Source organism: Pseudescherichia sp., assembly GCF_031998825.1.
Lineage (GTDB): Bacteria > Pseudomonadota > Gammaproteobacteria > Enterobacterales > Enterobacteriaceae > Pseudescherichia.
On record NZ_DAMACX010000009.1, the window covers coordinates 55,956 to 69,541 of the forward strand.

13 protein-coding genes are annotated in these 13,586 nt (G+C 57.3%); 7 read left to right on the forward strand and 6 right to left on the reverse strand.

Annotated features, from left to right (window positions below):
• Positions 1-11: 11 nt before the first annotated feature.
• Complete coding sequence (locus RTP97_RS06430; RefSeq protein ID WP_312411989.1) at positions 12-1,349, forward strand: hemolysin family protein; 1,338 nt, start codon at positions 12-14, stop codon at positions 1,347-1,349.
• Between the two features lie 77 nt (positions 1,350-1,426).
• On the opposite strand, the gene RTP97_RS06435 is transcribed toward RTP97_RS06430, so the two are convergent.
• Complete coding sequence (locus tag RTP97_RS06435) at positions 1,427-1,633, reverse strand: DUF1107 domain-containing protein (protein WP_042388447.1); 207 nt, start codon at positions 1,631-1,633, stop codon at positions 1,427-1,429.
• Between the two features lie 327 nt (positions 1,634-1,960).
• Here RTP97_RS06435 and RTP97_RS06440 point away from each other — a divergent pair, with 327 nt between their 5' ends.
• The gene (locus tag RTP97_RS06440; RefSeq protein ID WP_312411991.1) at positions 1,961-2,518 is read left to right on the forward strand and encodes a YtfJ family protein; all 558 of its coding nucleotides are present in this window, start codon (positions 1,961-1,963) and stop codon (positions 2,516-2,518) included.
• A gap of 3 nt (positions 2,519-2,521) precedes the next feature.
• Here the strand turns inward: RTP97_RS06440 and cysQ are convergent, their stop codons facing one another.
• The gene (cysQ, locus tag RTP97_RS06445) at positions 2,522-3,268 is read right to left on the reverse strand and encodes a 3'(2'),5'-bisphosphate nucleotidase CysQ (RefSeq protein ID WP_312411994.1); all 747 of its coding nucleotides are present in this window, start codon (positions 3,266-3,268) and stop codon (positions 2,522-2,524) included.
• A gap of 185 nt (positions 3,269-3,453) precedes the next feature.
• On the opposite strand from cysQ, the gene RTP97_RS06450 reads away from it, so the two are divergent.
• Positions 3,454-5,400 carry a bifunctional 2',3'-cyclic-nucleotide 2'-phosphodiesterase/3'-nucleotidase gene (locus tag RTP97_RS06450; RefSeq protein ID WP_312411996.1) on the forward strand — a complete coding sequence of 649 codons (1,947 nt, stop codon included), beginning with the start codon at positions 3,454-3,456 and terminating at the stop codon, positions 5,398-5,400.
• 47 nt (positions 5,401-5,447) lie between these two features.
• Here the strand turns inward: RTP97_RS06450 and RTP97_RS06455 are convergent, their stop codons facing one another.
• Positions 5,448-5,840, reverse strand: coding sequence for a winged helix-turn-helix transcriptional regulator (locus tag RTP97_RS06455; protein WP_103818604.1), 393 nt, complete (start codon positions 5,838-5,840; stop codon positions 5,448-5,450).
• Positions 5,841-5,923: 83 nt separating this feature from the next.
• On the opposite strand from RTP97_RS06455, the gene RTP97_RS06460 reads away from it, so the two are divergent.
• The 3 genes from RTP97_RS06460 (at position 5,924) to RTP97_RS06470 (ending at position 8,691) form a co-directional block, all read left to right on the forward strand.
• Positions 5,924-6,772: an SDR family oxidoreductase gene (locus RTP97_RS06460; RefSeq protein WP_312411999.1), complete on the forward strand. Its 849-nt coding sequence runs from the start codon at positions 5,924-5,926 to the stop codon at positions 6,770-6,772.
• A gap of 80 nt (positions 6,773-6,852) precedes the next feature.
• The gene (locus tag RTP97_RS06465) at positions 6,853-7,677 is read left to right on the forward strand and encodes an AraC family transcriptional regulator (RefSeq protein ID WP_312412001.1); all 825 of its coding nucleotides are present in this window, start codon (positions 6,853-6,855) and stop codon (positions 7,675-7,677) included.
• 75 nt (positions 7,678-7,752) lie between these two features.
• The gene (locus RTP97_RS06470) at positions 7,753-8,691 is read left to right on the forward strand and encodes a DMT family transporter (protein ID WP_312412003.1); all 939 of its coding nucleotides are present in this window, start codon (positions 7,753-7,755) and stop codon (positions 8,689-8,691) included.
• A gap of 36 nt (positions 8,692-8,727) precedes the next feature.
• Here RTP97_RS06470 and RTP97_RS06475 read toward each other — a convergent pair whose 3' ends face one another.
• Complete coding sequence (locus RTP97_RS06475) at positions 8,728-10,311, reverse strand: methyl-accepting chemotaxis protein (RefSeq protein WP_312412006.1); 1,584 nt, start codon at positions 10,309-10,311, stop codon at positions 8,728-8,730.
• Positions 10,312-10,489: 178 nt separating this feature from the next.
• Between RTP97_RS06475 and ytfE the strand changes: the two genes are divergently transcribed.
• Positions 10,490-11,152 carry an iron-sulfur cluster repair protein YtfE gene (gene ytfE, locus RTP97_RS06480; protein WP_312412008.1) on the forward strand — a complete coding sequence of 221 codons (663 nt, stop codon included), beginning with the start codon at positions 10,490-10,492 and terminating at the stop codon, positions 11,150-11,152.
• Positions 11,153-11,211: 59 nt separating this feature from the next.
• Here ytfE and cycA read toward each other — a convergent pair whose 3' ends face one another.
• Positions 11,212-12,624, reverse strand: a complete 1,413-nt coding sequence (cycA, locus tag RTP97_RS06485) for a D-serine/D-alanine/glycine transporter (RefSeq protein WP_312412010.1) — start codon at positions 12,622-12,624, stop codon at positions 11,212-11,214.
• 313 nt (positions 12,625-12,937) lie between these two features.
• Positions 12,938-13,558 (reverse strand): FKBP-type peptidyl-prolyl cis-trans isomerase, encoded by a 621-nt coding sequence (fklB, locus tag RTP97_RS06490; RefSeq protein ID WP_312412012.1) that lies wholly within the window; start codon positions 13,556-13,558, stop codon positions 12,938-12,940.
• Positions 13,559-13,586 lie beyond the last annotated feature (28 nt).

Sequence of the window (13,586 nt, forward strand, 5' to 3'; positions counted from 1 at the left end):
CTGGATAAGATATGTTAAACAGTATTCTACTGATACTTTGTCTGATTGCCGTAAGTGCGTTCTTCTCGCTGTCGGAGATTTCGCTTGCGGCCTCCCGTAAAATCAAACTTAAGCTGCTTGCCGACGATGGCAATATCAATGCCCAGCGCATCCTGAAAATGCAGGAAAACCCCGGCACCTTCTTTACCGTGGTACAGATCGGCCTCAACGCCGTCGCCATTCTTGGCGGTATTGTGGGCGACGCGGCCTTCTCCCCGGCCTTTTACAGCGTGCTGCTCAACGTGGTGTCGCCGGAGCTGGCGGATCGACTGAGCTTTATTATCTCCTTTACCCTCGTGACCGGGCTGTTTATTCTCTTTGCCGACCTGACCCCGAAACGCATCGGTATGATTGCGCCCGAAGCCGTGGCTTTGCGCATCATCAACCCGATGCGCTTCTGCCTGTTCATCTTCCGCCCGCTGGTATGGTTCTTTAACGGGCTGGCCAACGTCATCTTCCGCATCTTTAAGCTGCCGATGGAGCGTAAGGACGATCTTACCTCCGATGATATCTACGCGGTGTTTGAGGCCGGGGCGCTGGCAGGCGTGCTGCGTAAGCAGGAGCACGAGCTGATTGAGAACGTGTTTGAGCTGGAGTCGCGCACCGTGCCGTCCTCCATGACCTCGCGTGAAAACGTTATCTGGTTCGATCTACACGAAGATGAGCAGAGCCTGAAGAGCAAGGTGGCGGAGCATCCGCACTCCAAGTTCCTGGTCTGTAATCAGGATATCGATCACATCGTGGGCTACGTCGACTCAAAAGATCTGCTTAACCGCGTGCTGGCCAACCAGAGTCTGGCCCTGAACAGCGGCGTGCAGATCCGCAATACGCTGATCGTGCCGGACACCCTGACCCTCTCCGAGGCCCTGGAGAGCTTTAAGGCGGCGGGGGAAGACTTCGCGGTGATCATGAACGAGTATGCGCTAGTAGTGGGTATCATTACCCTGAATGACGTGATGACCACCCTGATGGGTGATTTGGTCGGTCAGGGGCAGGAAGACCAGATTGTTGCCCGTGACGAGAACTCCTGGCTGGTAGACGGCGGTACGCCAATCGACGACGTGATGCGCGTGCTGGATATCGACGAATTCCCGCAGTCCGGCAACTATGAAACCATCGGCGGCTTTATGATGTTCATGCTGCGTAAAATCCCGAAACGTACCGATTCGGTGAAGTACTCAGGCTATAAGTTTGAGGTGGTGGATATCGATAACTACCGCATCGACCAGCTGCTGGTTACCCGGCTCGACAGTAAGCCCACCACGCTGACGCCAAAGCTGCCGGACGCCGAGAACAAAGGCGCGGCATAAGTCCCCTTCCCTGGAAACATCAACGGCCCCATCTGGGGCCGTCTTATTATGTTACTGAACTACTGCATAGCACGTTGTTACGCCATATCGGTTTGCAGTCGCATAACCTGACGATTGACTTCAGACATCACAGAATAGTGCTGCTTATCTTTTACTTTCGGGACCAGGATTTTACCCTTGTCGAACTCAAAAGCGCCTACGTCCTTGATATACAACCGTCCACGAAACAGGATCTTCACGTACTTCGCTACCTGGAGCGGATTGTAACGTTGGAAAATTTTCATTCTTCTATCTCTCCTGCTGAATCTTACGCTCAAGCGACGCCACAATTGGCTCGACTTTGATGAACGCAAATTTTGTTGCCCAGTGACTATAGACCACAAACTCATTGATACCCAGTATGAATAAGTTTATTTACCGTTTGATGACAATTAATCAGAATTTTCTATTCCGGGTTTTGAGCAGTACAGTATAAGCCATGGTTTTTGCACAAATGTGTGCGTCCGCCCGCAAACTGGCACCCCATTTGCGAGAAAAGAAGGTTAATTGCACTTATCATTAAAAGCAGAGACCAAGTGGTCGGATCACCTGCACTTAATAAGGGAAACATGATGACGTTACGCAAGACTCTGGCTGTAACCTGCCTGCTGCTGCCGCTGATGGCCTCGGCTCACCGCTTCGAAGAGAACCAGCGCGTGCCCCCCGTGGGCGTGGCCGATCGGGGAGAGCTGGTCCTCAATAATGATAAGTTTAGCTATAAAAACTGGAATAGCGCGCAGCTAACCGGAAAAGTTCGCGTGGTGATGCACATCGCTGGTCGTACTTCAGCGAAAGATAAGAATGCCGCGCTGATCGAGGCGATTAAGACAGCTAATTTGCCGCACGACCGCTATCAGACCACCACAATTATCAATACCGATGATGCTATTCCTGGCTCTGCGATGTTTGTACGCAGCAGCATTGAGAGCAACAAGCAGCTCTACCCCTGGTCACAGTTTATCGTTGATAGCGAAGGGGTAACCCGTAAGGCCTGGCAGCTACAGGAGGAGAGCTCCGCCGTCGCGGTGCTCGATAAAGAGGGGCGAGTACACTACGCCAAAGATGGCGCGCTAACCCCGCAGGAGTCGCAGCAGGTGGTTGCCCTGCTGCGTAAGCTGCTGGAGAGCTAAAAGCTAAAAAATAGAGACGCGGAAACCGGGGTTGAGGAAAGATTCACGCGGCGTGTAGTCCAGCGTTTTTCCCTGCCAGTCATGGACGTGCGCCCCGGCAGCAACCGCCACCGCGTGGCCTGCGGCGGTGTCCCAGACGCTGGTAGGCCCAAAGCGCGGATAGAGCTGCGCCTCGCCCTCTGCCACCAGGCAAAACTTAAGCGATGAACCGATCGCCGTCGTCTGGTGCTCGCCCATCTGCTCCAGATACTCTTTCAGCTCGTTGTCGTTAGCGGCATGGGAGCGGCTGATTACCACCCGTGGCGGACGGGCCTCACGCACCTGGATCGGATTACGGATGTTGTTCTCCTCTTTCCAGGCCTTACCCTCTGCCGCGCTGTACATCACCTTCAGTACCGGGGCATAGACCACGCCCAGCACCGGCTTACCCTCTTCAATCAGCGCGATATTGACGGTAAACTCGCCGTTGCGCTTGATGAACTCTTTGGTACCGTCCAGCGGATCCACCAGCCAGTAGCGCTGCCAGTGCTGACGAACGTCCCACGCCGGAGGGTCTTCCTCCGAGAGCACCGGGATATCCGGAGTGAGTGCTTGCAAACCTTTGACAATCACCTTGTGAGCCGCAATATCAGCCTCGGTTACCGGTGAATCGTCCGTTTTACGGTTCACGTCTATGGGGCTGTTCCCGTCGTAAACCTGCATGATAGCTTCGCCCGCTTCCCGCGCGAGCTGACAAATTGCTTCTAACATTCTCCACCTCTCTGTGTCAGTGGTTTTAACTCGTTGTTTTACTTATACCCTATCACGACCAGAACTGCCATCTGTGACCACGCTTGCGGTTTTATTGCTCACTTTTATGGCAAGATTCACAAATTTGTAAGCAACCAGATGTAAATACATTCTCTTTTGTGGATTAGATCGAAAAGGACTCTCTGATGATTAAGTTTAGTGCAACGCTCCTGGCCATGCTGACGGCAGTCGGTGCCCAGGCCGCCACCGTAGATCTGCGCCTGCTGGAAACCACCGATCTGCACAGCAACATGATGGACTTTGACTACTACAAAGATACGCCGACGGAGAAGTTCGGCCTGGTGCGCACCGCGACGCTAATTAATGCCGCTCGCCAGGAGGCCGTTAATAGCGTGCTGGTGGACAACGGCGACGTGATTCAGGGCAGCCCGCTGGGGGATTACATGGCGGCGAAAGGGTTAACCCAGAATGAGGTACACCCGGTCTATAAGGCGATGAATACCCTCGACTATGCGGTGGGTAACCTCGGCAACCATGAGTTCAACTATGGCCTGGATTATCTGCACCGTGCGCTGGCGGGGGCGAAATTCCCTTACGTGAATGCCAATATCATTGACGCGAAAACGCAAAAGCCGCTGTTCACGCCTTATCTGATCAAAGAGACCACGGTTAAGGATAAAGAGGGCAAAACGCAGACCCTGCGCATTGGCTATATCGGCTTTGTGCCGCCGCAGATCATGACCTGGGACAAGGCCAACCTCAGCGGCAAGGTAACGGTGAACGACATTACCGAGACCGCACGTAAGTACGTTCCGGAGATGCGCAGCAAAGGGGCGGACGTCGTGGTAGTAATTGCTCACTCCGGACTTTCAGCGGAGCCGTACAAGGCCCTGGCAGAGAACTCGGTCTACTACCTCAGCGAGGTGCCCGGCGTGGACGCGATCCTCTTTGGTCACGCCCATGCGGTCTTCCCCGGCAAAGACTTTGCCGATATTAAAGGCGCGGATATCGCTAACGGTACCCTTAACGGCGTACCAGCGGTAATGCCCGGCATGTGGGGCGATCACCTTGGCGTGGTCGATTTAGTGCTGAACAACGACAGCGGCAAATGGCAGGTGACCCACTCCCGCGCAGAGGCGCGTCCCATCTACGACGCAGCAGCGAAGAAGTCGCTGGCGGCAGAGGACAGCAAGCTGGTTTCCGTCCTCAAAGACTCTCACGACGCCACCCGGGAGTTTGTCAGCAAGGTTATCGGGAAGTCCGCCGATAACATGTACAGCTACCTGTCGCTGGTGCAGGATGACCCGACCGTGCAGGTGGTCAACATGGCGCAGAAGGCCTACGTGGAGCGCTATATTCAGGGGGATCCGGATCTGGCCTCGCTGCCGGTACTCTCCGCCGCCGCACCGTTTAAAGCAGGTGGCCGCAAGAACGATCCGGCCAGCTTCGTCGAGGTGGAGAAGGGGCAGCTGACCTTCCGCAACGCCGCCGATCTCTATCTCTATCCGAACACGCTGGTGGTGGTGAAGGCCAGTGGGAAAGAGGTGAAGGAGTGGCTGGAGTGCTCTGCCGGGCAGTTTAACCAGATCGATCCGCACAGCAGCAAGCCGCAGTCGCTGATTAATTGGGATACCTTCCGCACCTATAACTTTGACGTGATTGACGGCGTCAATTATCAGGTCGATGTCACCCAGGCCGCCCGCTATGACGGCGAATGCCAGAGCGTGAATCCACAGGCGGAGCGCATTAAAAACCTGACCTTCAACGGCAAGCCGATCGACCCTAACGCCACCTTCCTGGTGGCTACCAACAACTATCGCGCCTACGGCGGCAAGTTTGCCGGGACGGGTGACAGTCACATCGCCTTTGCCTCGCCGGATGAGAACCGCTCCGTGCTGGCGGCGTGGATCAGCGCCGAGTCAGCCCGCGCAGGGGCAATCCACCCGGCGGCAGACAACAACTGGCGTCTTGCACCGATCCACAGCGATACAGCGCTGGATATTCGCTTTGAGACCTCTCCTTCTGACAAGGCAGCAGCGTTTATCAAAGAGAAGGCCCAGTATCCGATGAGCCAGGTTGGCAGCGATGACATCGGGTTCGCCATTTACAAAGTTAATCTAAACGCGAAATAACACGTAGGCCGGGCAAGGCGAAGGCCGCCGCCCGGCGATTTCCGACCCTACGCCGCCCGTTCGTCGCGCCTCGCCAGCACCTCCGGCAGGTTCAGCTCTATCCAGTCAGCGAGCGCGGCGACTTTCTCGCTTACCTCTTCCCCCAGCGGCGTCAGGCTGTACTCAACGTGCGGCGGCACCACCGGATAAGCCACGCGGTTAATAAAGCCGTCCTGCTCCAGCCACTGTAAGGTTTGTGCCAGCATCTTCTCGCTAACGCCACCCATCTTGCGGCGTAGATCGCTAAAGCGATGCGTGCCGTCGCGCAGGGCCACCATCACCAGCACGCCCCAGCGGCTGGTCAGATGCTTAAGCACGTCCCGGGAGGGGCACTGCTCGGCGAACAGGTTGCCTTCACGCAGCCGCTCGCTTAGCGTTTGGGGTGCGTTGGTTATTTTCATACTTACCTTTTTGTACGTACTTACTAAAAGTTAGTTAGGGTGCTAGTGTGCCATAACTCACTACCCACAAGAAGGAAAATTCTATGATCGCAATTACCGGCGCCACCGGTCATCTGGGCCAACTGACCTTTACCGAACTGCTGAAAACCGTCCCCGCCAGCCAGCTGGTGGCCATCGTTCGCAATCCGGCAAAAGCCGAGTCGCAGGCCCAGCAGGGCGTCACCATACGCCAGGCTGAGTATACCGATCGGGCAGCGCTTACCGCCGCCCTTGAGGGCGTTGAGAAGCTGCTGCTGATCTCCTCCAGCGAAGTGGGCCAGCGCGCTACCCAGCACCGTAACGTCATCGACGCGGCGAAGGCGGCGGGCGTGAAATTCATCGCCTACACCAGCCTGCTGCACGCCGATCGCTCCCCGCTGGGCCTGCACGTTGAGCACGTGGATACCGAGCAGTACCTTGCCGCCTCCGGTATCCCCTATGCCCTGCTGCGCAACGGCTGGTATAGCGAAAACTACCTGGCAAGCGTCCCGCCGGCATTAGCGCACGGCGTGTTTATCGGCTCCGCGGGTGAGGGCAAAATCGCCTCCGCCACCCGAGCTGACTATGCAGCGGCGGCAGCTAAGGTGATTAGCAGCGAAGGCCATGCGGGCAAGGTGTACGAGCTGGCGGGCGACGAGGCCTGGACCCTGAGCGAGCTGGCGGCAGAGTTAAGCAAGCAGAGCGGCAAACCGGTGGTCTACCAGAACCTCAGCGAAGCTGACTTTGCGGAAGCGCTAAAAGGCGCAGGCCTGCCGGAGGCGTTCGCTAACCTGCTGGCGGACTCGGACGTTGGCGCTTCAAAAGGTGGCCTGTTTGACGACAGCCGCACGCTGAGCACGCTGATTGGCCGCCCTACCACGCCGATTCATGACAGCCTTCGCGACATCGTCTGACCTGACAGCGTCGTTTATTTTACTGGCATCCCGGCGGGTCATTCCTGATAATGAAGCGATGACCCGTGTGGAGAGAGCCAGTGCAAGGTGTACCGGAACAGTTCAGCGATGAGAAAGACAGCGCTCGCTTTCGCCATCTGGCGCAGTTTCCCGGCGTGGAGCTTTATCATGCCTATATTTCCCGCTACGCTTTTGAGCCACATACCCACGAAGCCTTTGGCATCGGCACCATAGAGAGCGGTGCAGAGCGTTTTCGCTATCGCGGCGCGCAGCATGTCGCCCCGGCCCGCTCGGTGGTCACCATGAACCCCGATGAGCTGCACACCGGCGAGGCGGCCACCGCTGACGGCTGGCGCTACCGCATGATCTACCTTGAGCCCGATCTACTTGAGCAGGTAACCGGCATCCGCCACTGGTGGTTCGCCGACGCGGCCCGCTACGATCCGCTTCGCTCCCGGCAGATCTACACCCTGATCCACCACCTTTGGCAGAGTGACGATCCTCTCGCTCAGCAGGGCCTGCTGCTGGATCTCATCGATGCCTTTAGGCCATTGGCTCGCCATGCACCGGCGCAGGCAGAGGGTGCCCACCGCTTCGAGCGCGTGCGCGACTACCTGCATGACAACTATATGCATACCCTTACCCTCGATGAGCTGGCACAGGTGGTCTCCCTGAGTCCGTACCACTTCCAGCGCCAGTTCAAGGCCCATTTTCACGTCACGCCGCACCAGATGCTGATGGCGATCCGCCTGTGGCGTGCTAAAGATTTTCTCACCCAAGGGATGCCCGCCGCCGACGTCGCCGCTGTTACCGGACTGACAGACCAGTCGCATCTTACCCGCGCCTTTACCCGCCGCTACGGCATCACCCCGGTGCGCTACCAGAAACAGGTGGTCCGGCGCTAATGCGCAATCTCGTACAATACGGCCGCCCGCTGCCTTCCTACACTGCATGCAGATTTAAATAAATGGATGGAACAAATGATTAGCGGTGTGTTGTATGCCCTGCTTGCAGGTTTAATGTGGGGACTGATTTTTGTCGGGCCATTAATTGTGCCGGAGTACCCGGCGCTGTTGCAGTCGATGGGGCGCTATCTGGCGCTGGGGCTTATCGCCCTGCCGCTGGCATGGCTGGGCCGTAAGCGACTGAAAAAGCTAGCCCGCCGGGATTGGCTCACCGCGCTGGAGCTGACCATGATGGGCAACCTGATCTATTACGCCTGCCTGGCCAGCGCTATTCAACGCACCGGTGCGCCCGTATCAACCATGATAATCGGCACTCTGCCCGTGGTGATCCCGGTCTTCGCCAACCTGCTCTACAGCCGCCACGACGGCAAGCTGGCGTGGTCGAAGATGGTTCCCGCCCTGGTCTGCATTGCCGTGGGCCTGGCGTGCGTCAACGTTGCCGAGCTGCGGCACGGCGTAACCGGTGCGGACGGATGGCGCTACGTCTCCGGGATCCTGCTGGCCGTCATCTCAGTGGTGTGCTGGGCATGGTATGCGCTGCGTAATGCTCGCTGGCTGCGGGATAATCCGGATAAAAACCCAATGATGTGGGCGACCGCACAGGCGCTGGTGACCCTGCCGGTTTCGTTGCTAGGATATGTGGCGGTATGCGGCTGGTTAGGCGTTCATCAACCCGAGTTCACGCTGCCGTTTGGGCCCCGTCCGGGCCTGTTCGTTGGATTGATGGTGGCGATCGCCGTGCTCTGCTCATGGGTGGGCGCACTGTGCTGGAATATCGCCAGCCAGAAGCTGCCGACGGTGATTTTAGGCCCGCTGATTGTCTTTGAAACCCTTGCAGGACTGCTCTATACCTTCCTGCTGCGCCAGAGCCTGCCACCCGTGCTGACCGCATCCGGTATTCTGCTGTTGGTAGTGGGTGTGACTTTAGCCGTGAGGGGAAAACCGGTCCAGTAGGCCGGGCAAACGCAGTGCCGCCCGGCGATTTATCGGTTAAGCGTTAGCCATATCTGCCTGGCGGCGGGTGGTTTTAAACACCGCTACCGCCTCACTCAGGCGGGCGGACTGATCCTCCAGCGCCGCTGCTGCTGCTGCTGACTCCTGCACCAGCGAGGCGTTCTGCTGGGTGACGCGATCCATCTCCGCCACCGCCTGACCAACCTGATCGATACCACGGCTCTGTTCATCAGAAGCAGAGGCGATTTCGCCCATGATATCAGTCACACGAGTAACGGCGCTGACGATCTCCGCCATGGTCTCGCCAGCCTGATTCACCAGGGCAGAGCCTGCATCGACCCGGTCGCCGGAGTCGTCAATCAGACCTTTGATCTCCTTCGCCGCCTGGGCGCTGCGCTGGGCAAGGGTACGTACCTCGCCGGCCACTACGGCAAAGCCTCGTCCCTGCTCGCCGGCACGAGCTGCTTCTACCGCCGCATTCAGCGCCAGAATGTTGGTCTGGAAGGCGATACCGTCAATTACGTTAGTGATCTGGGCAATCTTGTTGGAGCTGGTGGCGATTTCATCCATTGTCCGCACCACGCTCTCTACCACGCTGCCGCCTTTCTTCGCGGTGGAGGAGGCATCCAGCGCCAGACGGGACGCCTGACGGGCGTTGTCGGCATTCTGCTTCACGGTCGCCGTCAGCTGCTCCATGCTGGCCGCGGTCTCTTCCAGGGAAGCCGCCTGCTGCTCGGTACGGGAGGAGAGATCGTTGCTGCCCGTGGAGATCTCACTTGCCCCGGTATAGATCACATCGGCCCCTTCACGCACCACGCCAACCGTGTTCGCCAGCGCCGTCTGCATCTCCTTCACGTTACGCGCCAGCAGCGCCATTTCGTTTTTGCCTTCGGCGGCAATCGGCTGGGTCAGATCGCCTGCGGCGATAGCACGGATATGGCCGAGCACCTCATCCAGCGGCTGGAGCAGCACACGACGCATCGCTATCCAGCTGGTAATAATCACGGCGATCACCATCAGCATGATGGCAGAGAGGATCCACAGAATACGTTTGTAGTCGCTCTCATTATCTTTAACGCCCCGGCTGGACAGATCCGCCTGCGCCGTGCGCCATTCATGGTAGACCGCCTGCATCGCTTTCTGCTTCTGCTCGGCGTTCTGCTTGAACATATCTTCCAGCTTGCCCTGGGCAAGGAACGTGTTCATCTGGGCCAGGGTGGTAGAGTAGTTGCGATACTGCTCCTCCAGACGATCGGCCAGATGCTCGTCCATCCCCGGCGTTTCCGGCAGGGCATAGTATTTGTCGTAATGATCCTTAGCCTCTGCCAGCAGGTTTTTCGCTGTAATGACCAGTTCGCCGAGCTGTCCGCCGTTGATCTGGCTCGCTTCGCTGCTTTGCAGACGCAGCATACCCCGGTTGAGGGTCACGCGGGCCTGGTTCAGGCTAATCCACGCGTCAGTAAACTCAGCGACGTTCTGGCTGGAGAGCTGGGAGACATTGAAATTATCTTTATCGTTATTGAGCGCGGTAATGAACACGCTGGCTGAGATCGCCTGCATGACGCCAAGCGCCAGCAGGACTGAAATCAGCAGGGTAATGACTTTCATACGTTTAAACATGTATTGCCTTTTTGGATGCAGGATATTGTCTGGCCTGTATCTATCGGCAGAGATGGCGGCTTCTTGAACATAATTGTGAAGTACATCTCATTTTGCCCCCTGCCGCTAAAGGGTTATAGCGCTGCTTTAAAGATGCATTTAAAATACATCTTATTATTTCACCCTTGAGGTAACTGCTATGGCCTTTCGCGATCAATCTTTAGGTGAGCTGGCGCTCTCTATCCCCCGGGCCTCGGCCCTGTTCCGTCAGTACGATATGGACTACTGCTGCGGCGGTAAGCAGACGCTGGCGCGTGCGGCTCAGCGCAAGGAGCTGGATGTTGAAGACATTGAGGCGGCGCTGGCGAAGCTGGCCGAGCAGCCGGTAGATAAGGACTGGCGCGTGGCGCCGCTGGCCGAGATTATCGATCACATTATCGTGCGCTATCATGACAGACACCGCGAGCAGCTGCCGGAGCTGATCCTGCAGGCGACCAAGGTTGAGCGCGTTCACGCCGATAAGCCTAACGTGCCGCGTGGGCTGACCAAATACCTGACCCTGCTGCATGAAGAGCTGACCAATCACATGATGAAGGAGGAGCGGATCCTCTTCCCGATGATCAAACAGGGCCAGGGCAGCCATGCGGCGGGACCGGTAAGCGTGATGGAGAGCGAGCACGATGAGGCGGGCGAGCTGCTGGAGGTGATCAAGCACACCACTAATAACGTAACGCCGCCGCCGGAGGCCTGCACGACGTGGAAGGCGATGTATAACGGGATTAACGAGCTGATTGACGATCTGATGGAGCATATCAGCCTGGAGAATAACGTGCTCTTCCCACGTGCGTTAGCCGGGGAGTAAATAAAAAGGCCCGGCAGCGCTACGCTTGCCGGGCCTACAGGCTGTTATTTCTGGAAACCTTACTTACGGAAACTCTCTACGCGCTTCTTGCCAACCAGCAGCCAGAACGCGCCCAGCACCACAAACCACAGCGGCGTGACGATCAGCGCCTGACGGGTATCCTCTTCCAGGGTCAGCAGCACCAGCACAAAGGCGAAGAACGCCATGCACACCCAGCACATCACCTTGCCCAGCGGCATCTTATAGATCGACTTCGCGTGCAGCTCCGGACGGCGCTTACGGTAGACCAGATACGAGCAGAGAATAATGGTCCAGACGAACATAAACAGGATCGCCGACACGGTGGTGATCATGGTGAAGGCCGCAATCACGCTCGGGTTCACGTAGAGGATCACCACGCCACCCAGCAGGCAGATGCAGGAGAAGGTCAGCCCGGTGGCCGGTACGGCACGCTTCGACAGCTTGCCGAAGCTTTTCGGTGCCACGCCGTCCTGGGCCAGGCCAAACAGCATCCGGCTGGTAGAGAAGACGCCGCTGTTTGCCGAGGAGGCCGCAGAGGTCAGCACCACAAAGTTAATGATGCTCGCCGCCGCCGGCAGGCCCACCAGCACGAACAGCTCAACGAACGGGCTTTTGTTCGGTACCACGGAGCTCCACGGCGTCACGGACATGATCACAATCAGCGCGAAGACGTAGAACATAATGATACGGATAGGAATAGAGTTAATTGCACGCGGCAGTGACTTCTCTGGATCTTTGGTCTCCGCCGCCGTAGTGCCCACCAGCTCGATACCGACAAAGGCAAAGACTGCGATCTGGAAACCGGCAAAGAAGCCGCTCACCCCTTTCGGGAACCAGCCGCCGTCATCCCACAGGTGGGTAAAGGAGGCCTCAACGCCGGTTGGCGACTGGAAGTTCATCAGCACCATGACCACGCCGACGATAATCAGCGACACGATGGCGACGATTTTGATCATCGCAAACCAGAACTCCATTTCGCCGAACAGCTTCACCGTCGCCAGGTTAAGGCTCAGCAGCAGCCCGATCACCGCCAGCGAGGCTACCCAGTCCGACAGTCCGGGGAACCAGAACTGGGCGTAGGCGGTGATGGCCACCACGTCCGCCATGCCGGTCACCACCCAACAGAACCAGTAGGTCCAGCCGGTAAAGTAGCCCGCCCATGGGCCGAGCAGATCGGCAGCAAAGTCGCTAAACGACTTGTACTCGAGGTTCGACAGCAGCAGCTCGCCCATGGCGCGCATCACGAAAAAGAGCATGAAGCCGATGATCATATAAACAAATATGATCGACGGGCCGGCAAGGCTGATTGTTTTACCCGATCCCATAAACAGCCCGGTACCGATGGCACCCCCAATGGCAATAAGCTGGATATGACGGTTTGTAAGATGACGCCGTAGCGACTGCTCGGCCGGAGCCTGCTCGTCGGTAGCGACTTTGATCTGATCTACCATGTGTTTATTTCCTGTACCTGTCTGTGTTGTTGAGGCTCTTCTGGCCTTTCATTGCGTGACGCCGCAGGGCGCCTGAATGTGGACTCATCGATATTAGGTAAGAATCGGAGGGATGAATACTGCGATTTAAAAGCAATGTTACACTTATGTTAAAAATGAGTGTGATATCACACCACTACCTGGATTTGGCTCACAAAAATACACGCAAAAAATGCATTTGCAAGATTAAGTATCGACATTTCTGTAAAGAGTGGAGGATATGCGGATGTGTTGCTTCCTCCCCCCATTTGGGGAGAGGAATCGTTTAGCAGCGTTACAGGATTTCCAGCAGCTCAACTTCAAACACCAGGGTGCTGAACGGCGGAATTGATGCGCCCGCGCCACGCTCGCCGTAGGCCAGATTCTGCGGAATGGTCAGCTCCCACTTCGAGCCTACCGGCATCAGGGTCAGCGCTTCGATCCAGCCTGGGATCACGCCGTTAACCGGGAATTCAGCCGGTTCGCCACGGGCTACAGAGCTGTCAAAGATTGAACCGTCCGTCAGCTTACCGGTGTAGTGCACACGCACGCGGTCGGTACGCGCCGGGATAGCGCCCTCACCCTGCTTGATCACGCGGAACTGCAGGCCAGACTCGGTGCTGTTCACGCCTTCACGCTCGCGGTTTTCGTCCAGATACTTCACGCCCTCTTCCGCCATCGCGGCAAAGCGTTCGCGACGCACCGCATCGGCACGCTCGTGAATTTCACGCAGCGCACGATGAACAACATCCACCGGCACAGCAGGCTGTTTACCTGCCAGCGCGTCGGCAATACCGGCAACCAGCGCTTCCGGCAGCAGGCCCTGGAGGCCAGACTCGCTCAGCTGCTGGCCTACCTGCAGGCCGATACCGTAACTTGCCTGTGCTTCGATAGTGTCAAACGTCGGGGTTGTCATGGATTTTCCTTTCATCGTATTAAAAGTA

Excerpts from the sequence above, each read along its gene's own strand:
- RTP97_RS06430 (WP_312411989.1), top strand. The coding sequence starts at position 12 with ATGTTAAACAGTATTCTACTGATACTTTGTCTGATTGCCGTAAGTGCG.
- RTP97_RS06440 (WP_312411991.1), top strand. The coding sequence starts at position 1,961 with ATGACGTTACGCAAGACTCTGGCTGTAACCTGCCTGCTGCTGCCGCTG.
- RTP97_RS06435 (WP_042388447.1), bottom strand. The coding sequence starts at position 1,633 with ATGAAAATTTTCCAACGTTACAATCCGCTCCAGGTAGCGAAGTACGTG.
- RTP97_RS06460 (WP_312411999.1), top strand. The coding sequence starts at position 5,924 with ATGATCGCAATTACCGGCGCCACCGGTCATCTGGGCCAACTGACCTTT.
- cysQ (WP_312411994.1), bottom strand. The coding sequence starts at position 3,268 with ATGTTAGAAGCAATTTGTCAGCTCGCGCGGGAAGCGGGCGAAGCTATC.
- RTP97_RS06475 (WP_312412006.1), bottom strand. The coding sequence starts at position 10,311 with ATGTTTAAACGTATGAAAGTCATTACCCTGCTGATTTCAGTCCTGCTG.
- fklB (WP_312412012.1), bottom strand. The coding sequence starts at position 13,558 with ATGACAACCCCGACGTTTGACACTATCGAAGCACAGGCAAGTTACGGT.
- RTP97_RS06450 (WP_312411996.1), top strand. The coding sequence starts at position 3,454 with ATGATTAAGTTTAGTGCAACGCTCCTGGCCATGCTGACGGCAGTCGGT.
- cycA (WP_312412010.1), bottom strand. The coding sequence starts at position 12,624 with ATGGTAGATCAGATCAAAGTCGCTACCGACGAGCAGGCTCCGGCCGAG.
- RTP97_RS06455 (WP_103818604.1), bottom strand. The coding sequence starts at position 5,840 with ATGAAAATAACCAACGCACCCCAAACGCTAAGCGAGCGGCTGCGTGAA.
- RTP97_RS06470 (WP_312412003.1), top strand. The coding sequence starts at position 7,753 with ATGATTAGCGGTGTGTTGTATGCCCTGCTTGCAGGTTTAATGTGGGGA.
- ytfE (WP_312412008.1), top strand. The coding sequence starts at position 10,490 with ATGGCCTTTCGCGATCAATCTTTAGGTGAGCTGGCGCTCTCTATCCCC.